The sequence below is a fragment of the Neobacillus drentensis genome (assembly GCF_036965645.1).
GTDB classification, from domain to species: domain Bacteria; phylum Bacillota; class Bacilli; order Bacillales; family Cytobacillaceae; genus Neobacillus; species Neobacillus drentensis_D.
Window position 1 is genome coordinate 1 of the sequence record NZ_JBALPZ010000144.1, and the last position, 22296, is coordinate 22296.

The 22296-nt window shown below is 39.1% G+C and carries 19 protein-coding genes; 5 read left to right on the top strand and 14 right to left on the bottom strand.

Annotated elements, in window-relative coordinates:
* Nucleotides 1-140: 140 nt before the first annotated feature.
* The 5 genes from galU to V7266_RS24400 all read right to left on the bottom strand — a co-directional run bounded on the left by galU (nucleotide 141) and on the right by V7266_RS24400 (nucleotide 5887).
* Entirely contained in the window at nucleotides 141-1076 is a 936-nt protein-coding gene (gene galU, locus V7266_RS24380; protein ID WP_335471745.1) for a UTP--glucose-1-phosphate uridylyltransferase GalU, read from the bottom strand.
* A complete protein-coding gene (locus V7266_RS24385) occupies nucleotides 1066-1476 on the bottom strand; it encodes a GtrA family protein (RefSeq protein ID WP_335471746.1) in 411 nt (136 codons plus the stop codon). The genes galU and V7266_RS24385 overlap by 11 nt, the downstream gene beginning before the upstream one ends.
* The gene (locus tag V7266_RS24390) at nucleotides 1473-2435 is read right to left on the bottom strand and encodes a glycosyltransferase (protein WP_335471771.1); all 963 of its coding nucleotides are present in this window, start codon (nucleotides 2433-2435) and stop codon (nucleotides 1473-1475) included. The genes V7266_RS24385 and V7266_RS24390 overlap by 4 nt, the downstream gene beginning before the upstream one ends.
* Nucleotides 2436-2641: 206 nt before the next feature.
* A complete protein-coding gene (locus V7266_RS24395) occupies nucleotides 2642-4951 on the bottom strand; it encodes a glycosyltransferase family 39 protein (RefSeq protein WP_335471747.1) in 2310 nt (769 codons plus the stop codon).
* A 303-nt stretch (nucleotides 4952-5254) separates the two neighbouring features.
* Nucleotides 5255-5887 carry an MOSC domain-containing protein gene (locus V7266_RS24400; RefSeq protein WP_335471749.1) on the bottom strand — a complete coding sequence of 211 codons (633 nt, stop codon included), beginning with the start codon at nucleotides 5885-5887 and terminating at the stop codon, nucleotides 5255-5257.
* Between the two features lie 347 nt (nucleotides 5888-6234).
* On the opposite strand from V7266_RS24400, the gene V7266_RS30805 reads away from it, so the two are divergent.
* The 3 genes from V7266_RS30805 to V7266_RS24415 all read left to right on the top strand — a co-directional run bounded on the left by V7266_RS30805 (nucleotide 6235) and on the right by V7266_RS24415 (nucleotide 8972).
* Complete coding sequence (locus V7266_RS30805) at nucleotides 6235-6468, top strand: hypothetical protein (protein ID WP_420491497.1); 234 nt, start codon at nucleotides 6235-6237, stop codon at nucleotides 6466-6468.
* Nucleotides 6469-6792: 324 nt separating this feature from the next.
* Nucleotides 6793-7476, top strand: coding sequence for a response regulator transcription factor (locus V7266_RS24410; RefSeq protein WP_335471752.1), 684 nt, complete (start codon nucleotides 6793-6795; stop codon nucleotides 7474-7476).
* Nucleotides 7476-8972: a sensor histidine kinase gene (locus tag V7266_RS24415; RefSeq protein WP_335471753.1), complete on the top strand. Its 1497-nt coding sequence runs from the start codon at nucleotides 7476-7478 to the stop codon at nucleotides 8970-8972. The genes V7266_RS24410 and V7266_RS24415 overlap by 1 nt, the downstream gene beginning before the upstream one ends.
* A gap of 137 nt (nucleotides 8973-9109) precedes the next feature.
* Here the strand turns inward: V7266_RS24415 and V7266_RS24420 are convergent, their stop codons facing one another.
* Nucleotides 9110-9805, bottom strand: coding sequence for a hypothetical protein (locus V7266_RS24420; RefSeq protein WP_335471755.1), 696 nt, complete (start codon nucleotides 9803-9805; stop codon nucleotides 9110-9112).
* Between the two features lie 495 nt (nucleotides 9806-10300).
* Here V7266_RS24420 and V7266_RS24425 point away from each other — a divergent pair, with 495 nt between their 5' ends.
* Nucleotides 10301-10813 (top strand): DUF2269 family protein, encoded by a 513-nt coding sequence (locus V7266_RS24425; protein WP_335471756.1) that lies wholly within the window; start codon nucleotides 10301-10303, stop codon nucleotides 10811-10813.
* A gap of 48 nt (nucleotides 10814-10861) precedes the next feature.
* Here the strand turns inward: V7266_RS24425 and V7266_RS24430 are convergent, their stop codons facing one another.
* On the bottom strand, nucleotides 10862-11200 hold the full coding sequence (locus V7266_RS24430) for a hydrolase (RefSeq protein WP_335471758.1): 339 nt from the start codon (nucleotides 11198-11200) through the stop codon (nucleotides 10862-10864).
* A gap of 173 nt (nucleotides 11201-11373) precedes the next feature.
* Here V7266_RS24430 and V7266_RS24435 point away from each other — a divergent pair, with 173 nt between their 5' ends.
* Entirely contained in the window at nucleotides 11374-11625 is a 252-nt protein-coding gene (locus tag V7266_RS24435) for a hypothetical protein (RefSeq protein WP_335471759.1), read from the top strand.
* A gap of 432 nt (nucleotides 11626-12057) precedes the next feature.
* Here V7266_RS24435 and V7266_RS24440 read toward each other — a convergent pair whose 3' ends face one another.
* The 7 genes from V7266_RS24440 to V7266_RS24470 all read right to left on the bottom strand — a co-directional run bounded on the left by V7266_RS24440 (nucleotide 12058) and on the right by V7266_RS24470 (nucleotide 21927).
* Entirely contained in the window at nucleotides 12058-13056 is a 999-nt protein-coding gene (locus V7266_RS24440) for a LacI family DNA-binding transcriptional regulator (RefSeq protein WP_335471760.1), read from the bottom strand.
* 79 nt (nucleotides 13057-13135) lie between these two features.
* Nucleotides 13136-14017, bottom strand: a complete 882-nt coding sequence (locus V7266_RS24445; RefSeq protein WP_335471761.1) for a DMT family transporter — start codon at nucleotides 14015-14017, stop codon at nucleotides 13136-13138.
* Complete coding sequence (locus V7266_RS24450) at nucleotides 14018-15694, bottom strand: amylo-alpha-1,6-glucosidase (protein WP_335471763.1); 1677 nt, start codon at nucleotides 15692-15694, stop codon at nucleotides 14018-14020. It lies immediately after the preceding gene.
* 47 nt (nucleotides 15695-15741) lie between these two features.
* Nucleotides 15742-18801: a glycoside hydrolase family 2 TIM barrel-domain containing protein gene (locus tag V7266_RS24455; protein ID WP_335471765.1), complete on the bottom strand. Its 3060-nt coding sequence runs from the start codon at nucleotides 18799-18801 to the stop codon at nucleotides 15742-15744.
* Between the two features lie 52 nt (nucleotides 18802-18853).
* Nucleotides 18854-19675 carry a carbohydrate ABC transporter permease gene (locus V7266_RS24460; protein ID WP_335471767.1) on the bottom strand — a complete coding sequence of 274 codons (822 nt, stop codon included), beginning with the start codon at nucleotides 19673-19675 and terminating at the stop codon, nucleotides 18854-18856.
* A gap of 5 nt (nucleotides 19676-19680) precedes the next feature.
* Entirely contained in the window at nucleotides 19681-20604 is a 924-nt protein-coding gene (locus tag V7266_RS24465) for a carbohydrate ABC transporter permease (RefSeq protein WP_335471768.1), read from the bottom strand.
* 87 nt (nucleotides 20605-20691) lie between these two features.
* Nucleotides 20692-21927, bottom strand: coding sequence for an ABC transporter substrate-binding protein (locus V7266_RS24470; protein WP_335471769.1), 1236 nt, complete (start codon nucleotides 21925-21927; stop codon nucleotides 20692-20694).
* Nucleotides 21928-22296: the final 369 nt, after the last annotated feature.

A 22296-nucleotide genomic window follows, 5' to 3' on the forward strand; every position in this document is an offset into this window, starting at 1 on the left:
TGACACACTATATAAATCTAAAAATCTATGTATCTACCAATTGAACCATTGCCACCAGCTTTAGTTCGTCTAATTTACTGAGTCCTACTGCACGTTTTACAGCTTTCCGAAGTTAAAGTAAAATTTAGAAAAAAATCCCTTCAGCTTGATGCTGAAGAGATTTTTTTATTTTTATTCAATTTAGACCTATAAACAGAGTTTTGGGTCCGTTCAGTTTCTACTAATTTTTCTAGATAAGAGAGCAGGCTATCATTTAAATCTTCTCGCTGAAGAGCTACTTCAATCATCGCTTTTAAATACCCTACCTTATCCCCGATATCATAACGTTTTCCTATAAGATCTAACGCCACCAGTCTTTCTTTTTGACATAAAAGCCTTAGGGCATCTGTTAATTGCAGTTCATTTCCGACACCAAGTTCAATGGATTTTAAATACGAGAAAATCGATGGATTCAAGATATACCGTCCCATCACAGCCAAATCCGATGGAGCATTGGCAATGGCAGGCTTTTCCACTAAATCCTTAACGGAATGAACCTGGCCAAATTTGCTGCCTGGGTCAATAATCCCATACTTTGAAACATCTTCCATGGCCACTTTTTTCACACCAATCACAGATTGCTGCGTCCGATGATACGTATCAATCAATTGTTTTAACGCGGGTTTTTCTGAAATCATAATATCATCACCAAGCAGTACAGCAAATGGCTCATCTCCAATAAACTGTTCCGCACATAATACGGCATGACCAAGCCCTAATGGTTCTTTTTGACGGATATAGTGGATATTGGACATGGAAGAAATCTGCTGCACTTCTTTTAATATATCAACTTTCTGCTTTTCTTCTAACAGAAGTTCTAATTCCACCGATTTATCAAAATGATCTTCAATCGATTTTTTATTGCGTCCGGTGATAAAAATAATGCTTTCAATTCCTGATGCCACTGCCTCTTCCACAATATACTGGACCGCTGGTTTATCGACAATCGGCAGCATTTCTTTTGGTTGTGCCTTCGTTGCCGGCAAAAAACGAGTACCCAGTCCCCCGACTGGAATAACGGCTTTTTTAATCTTCATAGACTTGTCCCTCTTCCTTCAATTTAGTAAATACAAATGTTTTCGTTCCCAGATAATTGATTCCAACGCTGATCCCTGTGACTAGTAACTTACTAATGTGCAATGAGATACCCAGCCTTTTATAAAACACAGTTAATAAAAATGTAGTGATCAGCAGCGTAATCAGATTCACACCGATAAAAGTAAAGAATTCACGCTTACTTCCTTTTTCTTTTTGTTCAAACGTCCACTTCCGATTCATCAAATAGCTGTTTAGAACCCCGGCACTATACGAAATACATTGAGCCGCGAGGTAGTTTAAATGGAACTTAGTCAAGACCGCATAGATAATCACATCAATCAAGGTGTTAACTACCCCCACGAGGGCAAATTTAATCAATGACAACCATTTCTTGATCATTTGTACAACCATTTCTTTTCTGATTTTTTCTGATAGACTTCTTGAACAATATAGAGTGGACGCTGTTTCGATTCGTCATAAATCCGTCCAATATATTCACCGACGATCCCAAGAATAAATAAAATAATCCCGTTAAAAAGCAACTGAATCACAATAAGAGAGGACCATCCTGTTATGGTGGCATCGGTAAAGATCCTCAAGTACAGGACGATAAACAAATATAAAAATCCGATTACTGATAAGATTACGCCAGCAACGCTAGCTAATTTTAATGGTTTATAGGAAAAGGACGTAATCCCATCCATCGACAATTTCAACATCTTTTTGAGCGGGTACTTGGACTCTCCAGCTAGGCGCTCATCTCGTTCATACTCCACCGCAATTTGTTTAAACCCAACCCAGCTCACTAACCCGCGGACGAATCGATTTTTTTCTTGAAGGTTATTCATCTGATCACACACTTTGCGATCTAATAAGCGAAAATCTCCTGTATCGAGTGGAATATCAATATCCGTCATCGAACGTAAAAACCGGTAAAACAGCTTAGCGGTGTATTTTTTAAAAACCGTTTCCCCTTTCCGTTTCGTTCGTTTTGCATAGACCACATCATATCCTTGCTTCCATTTTTCAATCATCTCCAGGATAAGCTCGGGCGGGTCCTGCAGGTCTGCGTCAATGACGACAACGGCCTTCCCTCTTGAATAATCCATTCCTGCTGTGATCGCAATTTGATGACCGAAATTCCGTGAAAAATCTAGTAAAATAACGGATGGATCTTTTTCGCTGAAGGTTTTGATGATGTCAGCTGTTCGATCGCGGCTGCCATCGTTCACAAAGAGAAGCTCGTAAGGTTCTCCGCTGGAGGTCATGACTTCGGTTAATCGACGGTAGGTTTCATGAATCACGGCTTCTTCGTTGTAAACCGGTACTACTATTGAGTATTGAATAGATGGATTCATCATTTCGTATCACTCCTTTAAAAAACTTCATTGTTTATGAATTCAGTATGAGCCCCTACCCTGAAATCAGATTGAAGAAAAGCTGAATGTTTCCTGAAAATGATAAAGTTGTTCATGCGAGGGTCAGCCATATTTATAAAACGGTCAATAAAAAAAGGATTGAGTCCTGTCCATACAGAGCTCAATCCTTAAGAATAGCTGATTTTTTATTTACTTTTTGGCTGTGTTAAATCATAGACAGTGACACCATCCACTGTTTTTGATTTAAAGTTGTTCTGGACCCAAGTCGCGATCTCTGAATTAGATCCTCCCATTGGACCGCCTTGGAAGTTACCACCAGGCGTACTTCCGTTTGTTTCTTCGTTGGTGCTGCCATTTGTAGAACTGTCATTAGTCGTGCTGCTGGCCATAGGGCCTCCACGATTCATTCCACCACTAATATAATAATGAATCTTTCCTTCACTTACGTATTTCTTAAACTGAGCAAGAGTTGGTGATGGATCACTTCCAGTAAAGCCGCCGATGTCCATAACTGGTTCACCTGTTGCAAGCTGGTATGGAGCAGAAGATTGTGATCCAACGGTCGCCGCAACCCACGTATATTTAGAAGCATCCTGTTTCAGCAATTTCACGATATTCTTGCCAGGTGTGGCGTTATCACCAAAACCTCCAGCACCACCCAGTTTGAGATTACCAGCAGTATTACCGCTAGGAGCATTAGCACCTGCAGATTCCCCTGTGGACGAGTTGGATGTATCGTTCCCAGGAGGAGTTTGACCACCAAAATTAGGGCCTCCGGATGGTTGTCCAGTTGACGAATCAGTTGAATTAGCTCCAGATGGCATTTGATCTCCAAAGCCGGCGTTTCCGGATTGTCCATCAGACGAATTAGAGGAATTAGCACCAGGTGGCATTTGACCTCCACCAGCACCACCAGGAAAACCGCTGCCGCTTGTTGCTGGACCTGCCGTAGGCATTGAACCGGACTGTGGTGTGGCAATCGTTTGGATCGAATAAGCAAACGGACCAGCCAAGGAGGCAATCAAGCCAGCCGCGGCAGCACCCATCATTACTTTATTGCCAAGCTTAGGTCCAATCACCATAACAATGGCTGCTAATGCACCAAGGATCAATATAGTCGTACGGAGCCATGGGTGCCAGGTAGATGTACGATTGAGTAACACAAATGACCAAACGGCCGTCAAACCAACTGCCGCCGCTAAACCTATACGAGCGGATAATTGGTCTTTTCTAGCCCAAAGAACCTCCACAGAAATACCAATCATGGCACCGATCGCTGGAGCTAGAGCAACCGTATAGTACGGGTGAATTGTCCCTTGTCCAAAGCTGAAGACAATACCGGTGACGAAGAACGTACCACCCCACAAAAGCAATGCCGGAATCGTACGATCACTTTTCCAATTACGGCGAACAAGCCAAATAGCGAAAATCATTAAGATAAGTGCAGCGGGAATCAGCCATGAAATCTGGCCACCCATTTCGGAGTTAAACAGACGTCCTAAACCAGTGGTGCCGCCAAAATTAGCTCCCATGCCCCCGCCACCAGCTGGTCCCATAGTTGCTGCTTGACCAGCTGCTTCATTGGTTGTTGCTCCGAATGCCGCTTTGGTACTGCTCATCCCGGACTCATTTCCTGTAAGCCGTCCCAAACCGTTGTAACCGAAGATTAAATCTAGAATACTGTTATTCTGCGAGCTCCCAATAAAGGGGCGTTTCGAGGCTGGAATCAGCTCGACAATCGCGACCCACCAGCATGCTGATACCACTACGGTAATCGCACTTATCACGATTTGCAGCAGACGTCGGCGTACCGATACGGGTGCAAAAAACAGATAGACAAATACAAATACGGGGATTACAAAGAAAGCGGCTAACATCTTGGTCAAAAAGCCAAAGCCAATGAGCGCAGAGGCCAACACTAACCACTTTGTCTTCCCTTCCTCAAGCGCCCTCGTAAATGCGTAGGCACTTGCCGTAAGCAACAATATCAAGAGTGCATCTGGATTATTGAAACGAAACATAAGAACCGCGACCGGTGACAGGGCTAGCACTGCCCCAGCAATCAGCGCTGCACCGGCGCTAAACCAGCGGCGAATGGTCAGGTAAAGAATCCATACGCTTGCTACTCCCATAAGTGCCTCTGGAACAAGCATGCTCCATGAATTAAAGCCGAAGATTCGAGCGGATAGCTCCATCACCCATAAGGAGGCAGGCGGCTTATCCACTGTGATAAAGTTGGATGCATCAATAGAACCGAAGAAGAATGCCTTCCAGCTCTTCGTCCCCGCCTGAACCGCAGCGCTGTAGAATGAGTTGGCCCAGCCTGATTGTCCAAGCCCCCATATATACCCTATTGCTGTCAACACCAATAAGATCCAAAGAGCGGGCCTTTCCCATGGCGGATCTCCCGGCTGGCCTGTAATAAAAGTTGCCAATTTACCTTTTTTCGACTGAACTGTATCTGAAGGATGTGTTTTTACGTTTTCCATATTCATTTTCCTTTCGTCCTGCAGCCTACCATCAGCCGCATGATTTGTTGGTTATTTCGTTCATGTCTGTATTGTGCATCATCAAACTGAAATACGTTTGAAGAAAAGCTGAATGTTTCCTGAAAATCTATCAAATTAAAAAACGTTTGTTCTAGATTCGTTGTTGATTTCCGATCTAGGCGGCCGCCTTTTCCCCGGCACCTTTCCGTCTTTAGCTACTGGGATTTTAGTTCAATAGATATACATAAAAAAACCTAGCTTTTTAGGCTAGGTTTTAGCGTTATCCACAGTTTTCGACGCAGAGAAGAATCATAACAATTTTAAAAATCTATTCCTCCAGTCCTCTGCAAGGGCATCCACTGTCAATATTTTTTCAATTGATGCTTTATCTTCTTTTTGATGAAAAAGAATTTGTGTAGCAAAGGAAACGGATATTTCTTTTGAGTGTTTTTCCAAAAGAGTTATATCCGAATCGAACATAATAGTTCCCTCTTCCAATACTCGAAAAAAGTAACCGGTTAGAGTCGTTTCAATCACTTTCTTTAAAAGTTGTTTTTCTTCGTTATAATTCGAGATAGATACACAAGGTACCCTCCCTTGTGTTATCTGAAGAATAGTATTCCCTATTTTATATATGTCACCAATACAAACATGATCTTCCGTCATCCCTGTTGCCGTAATATTTTCCCCAAAAGCAGGTAGAATAAGCTTTTTTTGAAATACCTCTTCCCAATAAGAGTAATGCTCGAATGGATACAAACATACTACACGGTCAGGTCCCCCGTGAAATTTGTGATTTGCAACATCATCACCAACAATGATAGATTGTTCCACCTTAAAGGATTGTACAGCCGATTTTCCTATTCCAGAAAATTCTTTTTTATTATTCCAATTGTATTCCTTCGGTTTTCCAACAGCTATATTATTAATTTTTCGATTCATTTTGAATTTACCTCACTTTTACAGAACGCTAATATCAATAGGCTAATATAAATTGTATTATACTAGTTCCACTTGAAAAGGTGCAATTTTCAAAAAAAACAGTTTGTTCAGGAAAACTCTACAAGTGCTGTCCATATTATTACACTATTAGAAATAGGCACCTAAATCAGTAACAGTGACCTAATTTGAACCATACCTTGTTGAAGAGAGTACCAGAGATATTTAGTGGTTTTTCTAACGGAACTAAAAATGATCTTAATGAAGCTCTCAGTTTATTATCTGTTTAAGATATTTATATAGGGGGGGTAACTTTGCAAAATTTTCAAAATGAATTACAAATGTTGGGCATGGATCATTACCAAGTGGGTGGGCTAAACCCAATTGATCCCTATACTCAACAATATCTAAATGATTTTCGTCACTTCGGACACTGTGGAGGAGGATTCCATTGTGGTGGATTCCGATGTGGTGGATTCCATTGCGGAGGATTCCATTGTGGTGGATTCCAATGTGGAGGATTCCGTTGCGGCGGATTTGGATGTGGAGGATTCCGTTGCGGAATTGGTATCGGTTTTATATAAAAAGTACTAACAGGGTTAGAGTTGAAGATGTACTACACCCCAAAAGTTAGAGTGAAATCTAACTTTTGGGGTGTATTTTTGTGGCTAACTATAGTGAACAATTTGAGTTAATAAATCGTAAATTTGACCATTTACCTTTAACACATTTTCCGCTTATTTATAGAAGGAAAGCTTTTCAGCAAGCTTGCTGAGCCGTATTATATTAAGTATTTACTACATAACGGACAACATTTTTTATTCGATTAAGTTGATATTCAGATTTTCTTAAGGTAATTTTCAGCTAAATAGTCGAAAATAGATTCATTAGATTCGGGAGGTATGTACATGAATACGAAAGATGGAATAAAAATCTTACTAGTCGATGATGAACCACATATTTTGCAATTTTTAGAGATGGGTTTGACAGGTGAAGGATATGAGGTGCAAACCGCATTAGATGGATTAATGGCGATCAATACAGCCAAGGAATTTGAACCGCACATTGCGATATTGGATGTGATGATGCCTGGAATGGACGGTTTTGAAGTATGTAAAATGATTAAAAAAAGCGGTGCGCAAACCTCGATCATCATGCTTACAGCGAAAGATGAAGTGGAAGACCGCGTAAAAGGGTTAACCATTGGAGCAGATGATTATGTCATCAAACCGTTTAGTTTTGAAGAATTATTGGCGAGAATTCAAGCCCGCCTGCGCAATCAATTCCCGAATCTTTTCAATGAAGTCATGTATGGCCCTTTTAAACTGGACGACCGCAGAAAAGAGTTCATTTATAATGAAAGAATATTGGAGCTATCTCCAACTGAATACGAGCTTCTCAAATTTTTGGTCATGAACCACGGGATTGTGATGAGCAAAGCCATGATATTAGATCGGGTTTGGGGGTATGATTTCCTAGGGGAAGAAAACATTGTCGAAGTGTACATCCGGTCACTAAGAGATAAGCTAAGCGATAAGAAACATGAGGTTATTCGGACCATAAGGGGTTCAGGTTACCGGGTGGATTACTAATGAGGAATTGGAAAATAAAGAATGTATTCTCTCCCCGCTCGTTACGTTATCAACTACTTGCACGCACCTTAGTCATTTTGGCTTTTATATTACTAACCATAGGGTTAACACAGTACTTCGTCATGAAGGATTTTTTGTATCAAAATGAAGCAGAAACCCTAAGTGCAAGGCTGATGTCTTTGCCAAAAGACATTGGTTTTGGAAATTCAACCATTGACAATAAGAGCCCTGATGCCAACAATGGGGATACCCCCTCACAGCCGAATAATCGGTTTTTCTTTTTGCAGGATATGTCGCTTGCGCTTATCGATCAAAACGGCAACTATCAAGACCTATTAGAAAATAGCAGCATCCAGGCGCCAAAACTTTCTACAAAAGAATACCAAACACTTATGCAGAATTTTATTGTTCAAAAGGATATTCAATATAAAATTGAATCGAATTCAAAGGGAATTGAGCAATTAATTGTGTTTAAACCAGTGGGATATTTTCCCGGTCAAATTTCCGGGGTCCTGCAGCTCGGAACCAATACGGGACCGCTCAAACACATCCTTCTTCAGCAATTATTGATTTTTTCTATTCTATCCGCTTTGGCATTAGCCGGAGGCCTCGGAATTTACCTGCGAGTCCTAAAGAAAACACTTGTCCCCTTATCCAAAATGGTAAGGGCGGTAAAGAAAACCAATGCCGGCAACTTAGAAAAACGCCTTCCAGTTGACCAGGGACAGGAAGAGATCGACCATTTAGCCCTTTCGTTTAATGACATGTTAGGGAGATTAGATAGATCCTTTGAGCATGAACGAGAAACAAAGGAACGAATGAGACGTTTTATTGCAGATGCTTCGCATGAACTGCGAACACCACTTACATCCATTAACGGCTTTCTAGAAGTATTATTAAGAGGAGCGGCCGCTCGTCCAGAACAGCTGTACAAAGCATTAAACAGCATGCAGGGTGAATCCAGGCGGATCATTAAATTGGTTGAGGACTTATTATTGCTTACAAAGCTAGACCGTGACCCTGATTTGCGGGCTTCAAAGACTAATCTTTCACAGTTAATCGTAGAAATGGAACCGCAGCTAAAGGTTCTGGCCGGAGAACGAACAATTCAATTTGAACTTGCTGAAGACGTTACAGGGTTATATGAGCCAGATAAATTGAAACAAGTCATTCTTAATTTATTTAATAATGCTGTTCAACATACCGATCCTGAATCTGGATTCATAAAGCTTTCCCTTTCAGTATCTAATCGGTTTGCTGAGCTTTCCGTTCAGGACAATGGCTCTGGAATCTCTGAAGAGAGTCTGCCTCTAATTTTCGACCGTTTTTATCGTGCGGATGTTTCCCGGGCGAGACGGACTGGTGGAGCAGGCCTCGGATTATCGATCACCCATTCTATTGTGGAAGCTCATGGAGGAAGAATTGAGGTTGAAAGTCATCTGGGAACCGGGACGGTTTTTCGTGTTTATTTACCTTGCCAGGGGCTTACTGACTAACCAGGTGATATTAATAGAAAGAAACTTAGCGATGCTTGTAGAAGCATCGCTAAGTTTCTTTATTTACCTTCGTGTGTATGGCAAGATTAATCTGCAGCAGGCTCAATCGTCTCCGGATATAACCGCCGCTCCTCCATCTAGTTCAAAACTTCCGGCCTTTTAAACTTATATTCCGTTTTAAAAAAACTATAAATCGGTTCAGATGATTTTGAATGAACAACGATTGTTGATGACTTGTGCTCCCCCATATTTAAGGTTAGGGTTACCTGATCATCGTTTGGAAAATTAGGGTCATAGATATGAATGGACAGATTGTTTTCATTCAAGTCATACCCGTAGGCAAGAACTTGATGATTTCTTCTTATCTCAAATGGATTAAGGGATTTTACTCTAACTAAACCAAGCGGTGAAAGCATTCCGTTATCGAGATCATTTTTAATTTTCGGCCACTCCTCGTTCATCATTTTCCACACCCTTCCGTGTGAGGCAGCGCCTATATTCCTAGCCTTTGTTTCATGGTCCGGGAGGAAAGGATTCATGAGTACCATATATTTCATCAAACCTAAGGGTAACTGAAAGCTGTCAATCTGCCGATTCACAATATATTCGAACAATGGACCAGAGGCAGGAGCTGTCAGATCGGACGGAATCAGCATTTTTGCTTCAAAATAATCTATAACCGCAAGAATCATTCCGCCACAAAGACCATAGGAAGCATTACCAATTGGAATCTGCTGACCCAACACGTTTATTTTCTTTAATGGAACAGGTGGAAAGTTGTTTCCAAATTTAAAACCGGATAAGCTGGGGAGAAATGCTGTTAAGGTTGACATCGTGACATCCACCTATTTTCTTTGAGATTTTAAAAATAAAGCAACAATCGTTAACCTACGGGTTTTATTATATATACATATTTCCTGCGATCAGAAATAGTCAGTTCCCTTTTTAATTTTTCGAGAAAAAAACTTCAATTCCTGTATCCCGTTCCCTTTTGAAGAGCAAATATAACAATTAGCCCTACCATTTGAAGGCGGAATCACAAAGATTTCGTCTTTTTGCTTTATTGATTTATCCATGTTAATGGCGAAATGAGGTGTATAGTAACATTACACTTTTTAGTTGAAAGATTACCATTGTAGAAATGCCTTCAAAATAGGACCACAGAAGTAGATAGAATTAAGACCGTGGCTCATTATCAGATCATTTTCCACCTATTATAATGAACACGGCAAGAAGCGGCAGGCCCATTTAATAAAGCTATATGGGTTTAAAAGGGTGTATAAATATTCATTAAAATAAAAAAACAGAGCAACTCGGGGGTTTAGAAAATGAAAAAAATAGGTCCAAACGGTATGAAATGGTTGAAAATGATCCACGTTTTTTTAGTAGTATTATTTTTCGGAGGAATTTTAAGTTCTTTGGCTTTAAACTTTCATATTGATTTAACAAAATATGATGAGTCCTATCTTGGATATAAAAACCTTATTGTAATTAGTGATAATATTATCCGATGGGGTGCAATTGGAACATTACTAATTGGTTTTACATACGGATTTTTCACTAATTGGGGCTTTTTCAAGCATAAATGGGTTGGAGTGAAATTTGTTCTTTATATGATCCAAACGTTCATTGGAATTTTTGTTGTCGACAAGTTAATGGTCGCGAATATGGAATTATTGGAGACCCAAAAAGAAATGGCGTTAACCAATCCACTTTTCATTCGGAATCACGAGATTAGACAAGATGCGGTCTACTTTCAAGTGATCGTTACCATTTTCATTTTTATTATTTCATTTTTAAAACCTTGGAGGAAGAAAAAACTTCAATCCATACAAAGTTAAATTTTTTTTGCGAAGAACAAGGCGAAAAGCGTGGTTAACCACGCTTTTTTAGTGTTTCAATTTTGCTAAATCTCCATTTATTATTCCCATATCGGCTACATGTTGGCGTGTTTTTTCATCACCTAAATAATATAGGAAGGAATAGATAAGGTACAGCCGTCGGTCATATTCTTTATTTTGGGGCTGATGATGATATTCAAGATAAGGAATGTGAGCACGAAAATAACTTTCCCAATCGGTTTCATCGGTTTGATCAAACAGCCTTTCTAGGACAGCCAATTGACTTGACGTTGCTTCGATTTTAAAATCCCATTCTACTCCATCAGGTTCACTAAAAATCTCGTGAGATTGAATATTAAGATAATAACTCTGTTTTGATTCTTCCAAAAGATCATCTCCTTATTCGTTTTTCACCAAAACAGCTCCACCCCTTCTCTTTCTATTGTTTAGTACCCTTTCTTTCAAAAATTTAACACCATATCTACTAAGTTATATCAAGCGTGATGGTTGTTAGAGGATGAAAAAGGGTAAAGAACTAAAAAGGAAAGGACGGAGTTTAGATGAAATATATGGTTTTAGAAGGAAAGTCTCATATTGGTCATTATAGGTACAAAATAGTAGGAACTATTGAAGCTTCTTCCTTAGAGATCGCAAGTGATCTCGTATATAAGAAATTTAGAGGAGAAGTGAACAAAAAGAACGGAGAAACCTTTCTCATCGTTCCGGACAGCGAAGATATGAATTTAAAAAAAGATCCTATCCTTTCAATAGATGATGTTCCCTATAGTATGATCAAGTATTGGGAACCTTAGCGCCCTTGGAAACTTCATATGTTCCGCATTCATTTACTTCATTTAACACAGATACTACAAACCAATTGTGAATCTAATTGGCTTTGCGCCAGTAGGCAACCTCTGAACGCAAGGTTCTCAACTGGAAGTTTATTCCATTGTCTTTAAATTGTTTGATATGTTGATATTTTATTTTACAAAATCGTAGTAACTACAGAGACGGTTCTCCTAGAAATTAAATCCAATAGAACCGCCCCTAGGCTAATAAATCACTTACCGCAGAATCATTTACAGATCCATTTAAACTGTACACGAAGAAGATTGGGAACATATCGACAATAAATCTCGAAACGCCAGCCATGATAATCTTCATGTCCATGATTCAATTTTAAGTTGTAAACCACCTGTGTCTATTAAAGACAGTTTAAAATCAATCTTATTGCGAGACAGGAACTAAGCTTTTACTGTTGCAGCACTACCTCTTATGATTAGTTTTGTGTGGATCGTTACTTTTTTGCAAATTTCTCGTTTGGTTGCGATTCTTTCTAATAGGAGATCGACGGCGGTTTCCCCCATTATTTCGGTGTATAGTTTTACAGTTGTTAGCGGCGGAACCATGTATTGCGCAGATGATACATCGTTAAAACCGACGATACTGAGGTCAACGGGAATTTTGACTCCTAATTCATAAGCTGCTTTATAACAACCGACCGCAATTGAATCGTTTGCGACAAACACAGCGGTTGGTTTTTCGTCCCCCCTTAGCATTTCCTTTAAGATCAAGTATCCATCCCTTGGATTATAGCCGCCGATTTTGACAAACTCCTCTTTCAAAATACCTTTTTCCTTTAAATAGGACTCAAAAACATCCTGCCGCAAATCTTTGAACCGGTTCCCATACATATCGGTTTCAACCCCGCCAATGAAACCAATTTTTTGATGACCTAAATCAATTAAATAATCCAGTGCATTTTTCGTAGCGGAATTGAAATCAATTACGACAGAATCAAAATAGTTTTCATCAGGATTTGCATCTACAAACACGGACAGCTTCTCAAAACTTTTAATTAATTCAATGTCTGCCTTCTTGAACGTTCCAAGGCAGATGATGCCATCTATTTTCGAAATGCTTTTCTTAGTATCGTCTTTACTAATGTTATAGAGCTCCATCCCCAAACTCTCAAGCTTCTTTTCCAAAGCCACACGGATGGACAAATAGTAAGTGTCAATTAATTCCTCTTCAAGCGAATAGGAATAATAAAGACCGATGAGTTCCCTTTTTTTGGGTTTCTTCTTTTTCGGGGTTACGACATAATTTAATTCAGCTGCGGCCTCAAAAATTCGCTTTCTCGTCTCCGGTGCAACATTCAATGTTTCATCGTAATTTAACACTCTGGAGACTGTCGCCATTGAAACCTGTGCTAAATCTGCTATATCTTTAATCGTTGCCATTTCGCATACCTACTTAACTTGTATTTATATAGATCTTTTGTCATACAACAAACTCCAAATTACTGGCATTATCCAGTGACTACAATGCTTCTTCAATGGTTTTCTTTTTGATAAAAGCGAGCTTCGTTTCAGAAATGATAATCGCAGATAGAATCAGGATTGCTCCAATAATCATTTTCCTAGTGATAACTTCACTTAACAGGATGATGGAGAATAACATACCCCATAATGCTTCAGTTGATAAAATGATGGCCGCATTTGTTTCTGTCGTATATTTTTGCGCATACGTCTGCAGTAAAAACGCAATCGTTGTGGAAAAAACACCCAAATATAACAGATTGGAAACCCCTACGACATTCATCGAAAAGCTTGTTTCTCCTTTTATAAAAACGACAATCAATCCTAAAATCGCCGCGGTTCCCATCTGAATAATCGTTAATAGAATCGGATCCTCATCTTTGACAAACTTTGCTGTATAGAAAATATGGAAAGCAAATCCTACCGCACACAACAAAGTAAGCAAATCCCCTAAATTTACTTCAGCTGTAAGCTTGAGAGATAGGACGCCGACACCTATAATCGCCAAAATTGAACCAAAAAGCTCAAACTTATCCATTTTTCGCTTATAAATAAAAAATACAATAAACGGAACAATCACCACATTTACCGCAGTCAAAAAGGCATTTTTTGATGGTGTTGTATATTGCAGTCCGACCGTTTGCAGGGCAAATGCCAAGTATAAAAAGATTCCAATAATGGATCCTTTAATAATCGTGCTCTTTTTAATCATTTTTAGTTTCTTAAAAAATACAAGACTTAGCAAAAGCACACCAATCAAAAACCGAATCGCTAAAATCTGGTACGGTGTAAAGTGCTCTAGTGAAACCGCACTTGCCACAAACCCGCTTCCCCAAATAATGGCTACAATCGTAAGAGCGATCTCCCCAATGTATTTACGCATTTAGTCCTCCATTAAATTTTTCTCTACTAGTTCCAGAAAGACACTAGATGTCCACGTAAAGGAGGTATCTACAAGTCCTTTGCCGGAAATAGGGTCAAAATTTTCTGCCATCCCACCTACTAATGTAAGATTCAAAAACTTATCTCTGATCCTCTTTCCAATCTCACTGTAGCCAAAATTTGTTAAAGAATCAACAAAAAGATAGGTAACAGGCGCCCAAATCGGCCCAAGCCAATATCCATTTTCCTTATAAAACGGACTTGACAGCATTTCAGTTGCAAGACCATATGGAGTTTCAAAGTTTTCAATAAGATCCGTAACAAGCTGATTCATGACCTCTGTATCCAAACGATAGCCAATGATAACGGGCAATCGTAAGATCAAACTGGAACGGATGTTTATCTTTTCCGCATTTTTTCCAACACGTCCAAAGAAACCATTTTCGTCATAAAGCCGCTCCATCAGTAATTCAAATAAGGAATCTGCCTTTTTAGTAAATTGGTTCGCTTCTGCTTCTTCCCCAAGCAACCCCGCAAAACGAGATAAACTATCATACGATCTGATTAAAAAGCTTGCTAAATCTGGAGCTTCGACCGGCATTCCTTGATGGAACAATGACGCATTATCCCAACCTGAGTCATTTCCATGCTTGTAATGAGATAGTCTGCCTTCATAGGTTCTATATTGGTCATAATATTGCATGACTTTTTTTGTAGATTCATAAATCTCTCGCAGCCGATTTTCATCTTTAAAATAGTCATTCATATCCATCAGTTTTTCATACACATACGTAAAAATCGGTGGTTTAGTGCAGTTATAAGATACAAATTTATCATTTACAAAATCAGGATAAGCCCCTGATTCGTCCTGGGTATTGATAAAGATTTTTAACTGCGAATAAGCCAACTCCGGATACTTTGCACCTAAATGCAATGCATTAAAACAGTTATCCCAGGACCAAATATTATACATCCAAAGCTTTGACATATACATCGCATAATCTTTTAGGATGCCGTGAGGGTGGACCACGCTTGACCAGGTAATATACGCAGCCCGATCAATCGAGTTCTGGTAAACCACGCTCTTCTTCCCAACATTTGCTGTCCATTCCCGATATAGCTTTTCGACCTTTTCCTTCCCTGCTTCAAAGCTATCGTATAGCTTTTGTTTAAAAACTGTACGATAGCTTTCCATGACAAAATGGCCATTTTTCATACGAATGTCGATGAAATCATTCCCAATTACATTCCATGGCGCATCAACCGAGATATCGCCTGACAGTCTGCTGATCATAAGCTTTAATTCCTTCGGATAGAGGTGGTATTCATACACCCCCTCCTTATATTCATATAATGTATCGTACTTCACTTTAGTTGCCTGCAAACGGACCTCGACTCCGCTTGTTTTAATATGAAGTTCATTCTCCTCAGGAAGAATGAATTCAACAAACTTCTCTTCATTTCCTGCTAAATGGAAGCGTAAAGCCGTTTCTGACGCAAGGATGTCGAACTCTTTTTCAAGACCATCCTGTAACAAATCAAGTTTAAAAAGCTTAGATGGTGCGTCATCCCCGCCGTGTACGTCTCGGATATAAATTTCCTCAGACTCCTTTTCCTGTGATATACAAAAATAGGAACCAAATCTGGAAAAAGGAATTTCTCTAATATCTAGTTTCATGGATTCTTTCTCCTTTTATATCATAAGCAGAGTTTCCCCTGCTTACTTTAACGTGCTGTAAAAAATTTTCTTTCTTCTGCCAGGCTGCTCTTCCTGATTTTTCTCATTTCAAATTGAAGATGAAAATCCTCGACTCCTGCTCGATACGGAGAAAGCTGTTCTTCGCCACAGCTATTGCTTCCAACACCACTTTGCTTGTAATCAATCGTCAATACATTGTAAGGTGACTTTTTGATTTTACCGCGGTGCTTTGCTTCTTCAAGAGCACTCGTCTCATAATCATGGATGGTGAAATCATATTCCTCTTTAAAATTAATTAAATATAAGTCTTCATCCTTTGCTACCGCTAGGAAAGAAGTATCACAGCGTGAACCATTTTCCTGAGGATACACATAATCAGTATGCATTTCTTCAACCGACTTACTGTATAATCCAATGATTTGACTGCGTTTCGTGTCTTGGTACGATTCAGAATCGCCGCGTCCATACCAAGTGACATGGTTATAATCCTGATTTAGATACATGGTAACTCCGATCCGCGGCAGCATTTCTGGAATCTCCTTACCTCTGAGAACCTTTCTGCCTTTAAGGTCAATGTTTAGGGCACCATTTTTCGTGATACGGTAGTTATAAGTTAGGTGGAAGCCCCACGCCTGGTTTATGGTTGATAAATATTTAGTCATTTCAATATCTATATAGTCTTCAGACACTTCGTACGTAACCGTTCCAAGCTGTTCTTTTGTATTTTTCAGGAAGTACTTATTGATCCAGTCATCCTTTTTATACATATCGTTATCGATGATCGCTCTCCAAAGTGTTACCTCAGGCCCTTTATGGATTATTTTTTCTCCATCTGCTGTAAAGGATTCCAGTGTTCCGAATACCTTTGAAAAAACAGCCTTGAACTGGTTGTTTTCAATGGTAAGCCGAGCCGCTTCTTCCTCGATACAAAAATCCGAACCGTTAGAGACGAAAACTTTTACTGTTTTATCAACTTTAGTAGAACCAATTAAGAAGCTTTCCTTCGTAATCTCATGGCCTTTTTTTGCAAAGAGGGTATCTTCAGGTTCCTGATAGCTTAGATAGATCCGAACATCGTCATGCTGAGTTGCTTTCGCTAAATCGATTGGTAAAACCATCTCCACTTCTTCCTGCGGATCTATGCTTGGCAATTTGATTGTTTTTTCTTCGATGAGTGAATCGAAGGATGTTAACCTAAAATGAAGCAAGATGCCACTTAAATTCCTAAAATCATACAGGTTCTTAACGCGAACCTTGCTTTCTTGTAAATTTACTTCCTCTGTTACAATCGGCTCAATCACCTTTTTATACTCAAGGAGCCCAGGGGATGGTGTTTTATCCGGGAACACAAGCCCATCAATACAGAAATTTCCGTTGGTTGGGAAGTCTCCGTAGTCTCCTCCGTATAGATAGATGGTATCGCCATTTTGATCTGTAGTTTCAATACCATGATCGCACCATTCCCAAATGAAGCCGCCTTGTAATCTGGGATACTTTCGCATGACCTGTTGATATTCGGTTAAGCCCCCAGGACCATTCCCCATTGCATGACCATATTCACATAGAATATGTGGCTTCTTGCCTTCCGTATCTTTTCCGATTTCTTCAAGTGGCTTTAATCGAGTGTACATCGTTGAGTATACGTCACTGTAAGCTGCCACTCTGTCACCCTCGTAATGAACTAGTCTAGTTGGATCGATCGCCTTGATGGCCTTGTACATGGAAGTGAAGTTACGTCCTGCTCCTGATTCATTTCCAAGTGACCACATGATCACACTTGGATGGTTGCGATCTCTTTTCACCATGCGGACGGCGCGATCAACATATTGTTTTTCCCATAGCTCATTATCGGAAATCCAATTGTAATTGCCTGTATTTTCAAAGCCGTGGCACTCCAGATCGGCCTCATCAATTACATATAACCCGTACTCATCACACAAATCATAGAACACATCATTATTTGGGTAGTGGGCAGTCCGAACAGCATTTATATTATGCTGCTTCATCAGTTTGACATCTCTCAGCATATCCTCATAGCTTACCGTTCGACCAGTCTTTGGATTAGCATCATGTCTATTCACACCATTAAAGAAAATACGTTTTCCATTGACACGAATTTCGTTATCTATGATTTCGATAGAACGGAAGCCAATTCTGAGCGGAACAATCTCTTTTTCGCCGGTTGGCAATTCATATTTAAGTTCAAGAAGATAAAGATTGGGCTCTTCGGCATTCCATAAAAGAGGATTTTCTATTAATCTATTGACTTCGAAAATGCCATCAACCACATTTATCACAAATTCATCCACTTTTTCATTTCTATATCGAAGAGTCGCTCCAAGATTTGTTACGCAATCGGTAAAAAACTTTCCTCCAATTTTCAATGTGAATTTTTTGTAGTTTTCAGTAGGCAGGGTTTCAACAAAAACATCCTGCAGCGTATTTTGATTGATTGTATATAACTCTACGCTTCTAAAAATTCCGGAGAGCCACCACATATCCTGATCCTCTAAATAGGTCCCGTCGGAAAATTGATAGACTCTAACTGTTATGCGATTGTTTCCTATTTTCACAAACTTCGTTATATCAAATTCAGAAGGCAATCTTGAAACCTTACTGAAACCAACATGCTGTCCATTTACATATAAATCAAACGCGGAATCCACACCATTAAACTTTATAATAAACGCTTCTTCCTCTGGAAGTTCGTCGATCACGAGCTCTCTAAAATAGATCCCAGTTGGGTTTTCCTGCGGTACAAATGGCGGATTGATTGCGAAAGGGTACAACACATCGGTATAATGCATGTTGCCGTAGCCTTTCATTTGCCAGCTGGACGGAACTTCCATATCATGCAAACTCTCAATCGCAAAATCCTCTGTCTCAAAGCCCTTTGGTGAAAGCTCCGGTGCATCTACAAATAGAAACTTCCAAACTCCATCGAGTAATTGATATCCGATACTTTTTTCTTTATTAAAGGAAGCTGCCTTCTCTCTATTATTATATCGATAAAAATTCGTATGTGCGGGAAGTCTATTGATCCCAGTCAGATCGATATTTTCCCATCTTTTCATTTCACGTAGCATATTATCTCCCTCCGAATGAATCTTAGTTGAACACCGGGCATTTTTACGAAAACTACTTGATTGAACCACTAATTCCTTCCACAATGTATTTCTGAGCAAACAAGAAGACTAATACAGGAGGAATAATCATGATTAATGTAATCGACATAATCGGTAAAATTTGCAGGTTATGAACTCCCTTAAACGCTGCAAGTCCCAGTGCCAACGTATATTTTGATTGGTCCTGAAGATAAATTAATGGACCAAGGTAGTCGTTCCATACTAATAAAATATTTAATACTGCGATTAAGATAAGCGGTGCCTTCATAATCGGGAAGAATATTTTATAGAAAATCTGAAATTCATTCGCTCCATCAATTCTCGCTGCATTTTCAAGATCCTTAGGAATATTCATAAGGAACTGTCTTAGCAAAAAGATATAATAAGCAGACCCAAAAAAGGCTGGGATAATTAATGGCTTTAAGGTATTAATCCAACCGAACATTTTAAATTCCATGTATAAAGGAATCATCGTTACATCCCATGGAATCATCATCGTTGAAAGCAATAGAATGAATAGGATATTCTTATATTTAAAATCATATCGGGCAAATCCATAGGCAACCAAGGAACATGAAATCAATTGTCCTAAAGTGGTCATCACAGAAACAATTACTGAGTTCATAAAATACTTTCCAAAAGGCTGGCTGTTCCAGGCATCCATAAAGTTGCCCCACTGCGGAACATCTGGAAAAATCTTTGGAGGAAAGCTGAAAACCTCGGCCTCCGTTTTTAATGCAGAAAGAATGACCCACACAAACGGCAATAAGAAATAAAGTGAAAATAACCCAAGAAGGATGTATACGATTGTTTTGTACTTCATTGACATCTTCATTTCTACTACTTCCCTTCTTTTTTCACTTCATTTTCATAAAAGACCCACGCGGATGATGATTTAAAGATTACCATGGTTAAAAGTAAAATAATGATGAACATGAACCATGCGTTTGCACTTGCATAGCCTAAATGATGGTGTTTAAACGCGTTATTAAATACATACAAACCGTAGAAATAGGTTGATTTCAACGGACCGCCGCCTGTTAGCAGGAGAACCAGTGTTAATTGCTGTAATGCCGCAATGACAGAAGTAATCACGTTAAATAGAATCGTTGGCGTAATACTTGGAATGGTGATGCTAATGAACTGACGAAGCGGATTCGCACCATCAATGGCTGCCGCTTCATATATTTCAGCAGGAATTCCCTTAATATCAGTATAGAAAATCAGCATCATCGTCCCTACTCCCCAAGCGCTTGCGATGACGATCGTAAGGATGGCCCATTTTGGATCGATCAGCCATTTTGGCCCTTCCACCCCAATGAAGGATAAAGCATAGTTTAATATTCCGTACTGAGAGTTGAAAATCCATCCCCATATAATAGAAATCGCTACACCGGAAACAACAGCGGGCAGATAGAAAATAGTACGGAATAGTTTCATTCCTTTTACAGGTTGAGTAATGAGAAGGGCAAGTATTAAGGCTATAACCAGATTTAACGGAACGAAAATAGCGGCAAATTTAAAGGTAATACCTAAGGATTTATAAAATTGAGGATCGATTGTAAACATATTTTTATAGTTGTCGATCCCAATAAATGTCGGTTCACTTGTAATGGGCCAATCAAAGAAACTCATGACTAATGAAAAAGCCAACGGTCCCAAGGTAAACACCAAAAACCCAATAATCCAAGGTAAAATAAATAAATAGGGTACTTTTCCACTTACCAGCTGATAGCTATTCGCTTTTTTCGATTTACTAAACATTAGATGACCCCTTAAAGTTCAGATTAAAATGGAGGAAAGCACCCCATATTCTCAGGTGAAGTGCTTAACCTCTTACGTACTTACGTTTTACTCCGCAACACTGCTTAATGCTTCTTTTGGATCCATGAATGTACTTGGGTTAAAGATCTCTTCGAAGGCAAGATTTAGATTTTCAGATACTTGACTCCAGTCATCAACGATGAAGGAAGATGGTGTGTAGCCGTCACTCTTTTCCAGCATGGAGTAGAACACACTTCTAATTTCATCTTGCTCAAGCTTTTCACTTTTTACTACCGATTTTAGAACGGGCAACTCGAAATTTATTCTTGCTTTATTCGCTTCTTCACTAGTCCAGAATTTAATAAACTCAAATGCTTCTTTTTTATGCTTAGAATCCTTCGAAACGGAAATTCCTGAAGAGCTTAAAATACTTACACTTTTTCCAGCTTTAAACTTTGGTAATTCCACTACACCGTAATCAATGCCGGCTTCCTTTAATGGCTTTAATCCCCAGGCGCCATAAACAAACATGGCTACTTTACCAGATTTCATTTCTGTATCACCGGAACCTTCTGTGGTAATGGCGGTGCCTTTTTTCGCCATGTTCTGGAACATTTTAAAAACTTCAATTGATTTCTTTGAGTCCAGGTTTCCTTTTAGGTTTCCATCCTTATCAACATAAGAAGCGTTGTTGCCCCATAGGTACATTTCAAAATCATATGGGTCTGGCTTACCAGAGAAAGCAAATCCAGTAACTTTAGTCTCTTTGTTTGTCAGCTTTTTAGCTGTGTCTTGTAGATCTTCCCAGGTCCAACCCGCTTTTGGATATTCTACTCCAGCTTTATCAAAAAGGGCTTTGTTATAGTAAACGACGTGAGTGGTGTATCCAACTGGTAATCCCAGGACTTTTCCATCTGCTGAATTGTAGTTCCAAAGAGTGTTATAGAAATTATCTTTGTACTCTGCACCCTCTTTTTCAATATAGGAATCTAGAGGTTCCAATGCATCTTTATATTGAGGGTAGTTCCACATATACATCACGTCTGGAGCATCCTTCGCACCCATACCAGCTGTGATTTTTGTATCATAATCACTTCCATAAGCTTCTAAAATAACTTCTATATTTTTATGAGTTTTATTAAACTTATCAATTAAACCTTGCTGTAATTTAACATCGTCCCCAACATCCCATGTAGCAAATCGGATTTTGATTTTTCCGTCTGCTGTTTTGTCGCTGCTGCCAACGTCAGACGATGAACTACAACCTGCTAAAAGAAAAATTGCTGCAATGGATAAAGATAAAATTGATTTTACTAGCTTCATAGTGATCCTCCTTTTATTCTGACACCTTGATTATATTATCTATTTTACTAAATGTAAACGTTTTATTGTTATTTTTACTAAAATAAATCCCCTGCTAAATTTTGTTTTGTTGTTGATAAGGTAAGGTTTTACAGGTATTAAAAGAGTTTAATAAATAGATAAATTCAGAATATTAATTTAAGTAAAATGGAATTTTATATTGGATAATTTAGTAAAAATCGAAATAACCACGGGGACAGTTCTAGTGGTTTTTTTTGAAAACCACTAAAACCGTCCCCTATCTCAAAAAACAAACCGCTATGACAAGTACCCAATGATTTTTAAGCGCTTTCATATTTTTGATGACGGGTTTAATAGATACTGTTAACC

Coding starts and splice junctions, on each gene's coding strand:
- galU (WP_335471745.1), bottom strand. CDS start 1,076: ATGAAGATTAAAAAAGCCGTTATTCCAGTCGGGGGACTGGGTACTCGT.
- V7266_RS24385 (WP_335471746.1), bottom strand. CDS start 1,476: ATGATCAAGAAATGGTTGTCATTGATTAAATTTGCCCTCGTGGGGGTA.
- V7266_RS24390 (WP_335471771.1), bottom strand. CDS start 2,435: ATGAATCCATCTATTCAATACTCAATAGTAGTACCGGTTTACAACGAA.
- V7266_RS24395 (WP_335471747.1), bottom strand. CDS start 4,951: ATGAATATGGAAAACGTAAAAACACATCCTTCAGATACAGTTCAGTCG.
- V7266_RS24400 (WP_335471749.1), bottom strand. CDS start 5,887: ATGAATCGAAAAATTAATAATATAGCTGTTGGAAAACCGAAGGAATAC.
- V7266_RS30805 (WP_420491497.1), top strand. CDS start 6,235: ATGGATCATTACCAAGTGGGTGGGCTAAACCCAATTGATCCCTATACT.
- V7266_RS24410 (WP_335471752.1), top strand. CDS start 6,793: ATGAATACGAAAGATGGAATAAAAATCTTACTAGTCGATGATGAACCA.
- V7266_RS24415 (WP_335471753.1), top strand. CDS start 7,476: ATGAGGAATTGGAAAATAAAGAATGTATTCTCTCCCCGCTCGTTACGT.
- V7266_RS24420 (WP_335471755.1), bottom strand. CDS start 9,805: ATGTCAACCTTAACAGCATTTCTCCCCAGCTTATCCGGTTTTAAATTT.
- V7266_RS24425 (WP_335471756.1), top strand. CDS start 10,301: ATGAAAAAAATAGGTCCAAACGGTATGAAATGGTTGAAAATGATCCAC.
- V7266_RS24435 (WP_335471759.1), top strand. CDS start 11,374: ATGAAATATATGGTTTTAGAAGGAAAGTCTCATATTGGTCATTATAGG.
- V7266_RS24440 (WP_335471760.1), bottom strand. CDS start 13,056: ATGGCAACGATTAAAGATATAGCAGATTTAGCACAGGTTTCAATGGCG.
- V7266_RS24445 (WP_335471761.1), bottom strand. CDS start 14,017: ATGCGTAAATACATTGGGGAGATCGCTCTTACGATTGTAGCCATTATT.
- V7266_RS24450 (WP_335471763.1), bottom strand. CDS start 15,694: ATGAAACTAGATATTAGAGAAATTCCTTTTTCCAGATTTGGTTCCTAT.
- V7266_RS24455 (WP_335471765.1), bottom strand. CDS start 18,801: ATGCTACGTGAAATGAAAAGATGGGAAAATATCGATCTGACTGGGATC.
- V7266_RS24460 (WP_335471767.1), bottom strand. CDS start 19,675: ATGAAGATGTCAATGAAGTACAAAACAATCGTATACATCCTTCTTGGG.
- V7266_RS24465 (WP_335471768.1), bottom strand. CDS start 20,604: ATGTTTAGTAAATCGAAAAAAGCGAATAGCTATCAGCTGGTAAGTGGA.
- V7266_RS24470 (WP_335471769.1), bottom strand. CDS start 21,927: ATGAAGCTAGTAAAATCAATTTTATCTTTATCCATTGCAGCAATTTTT.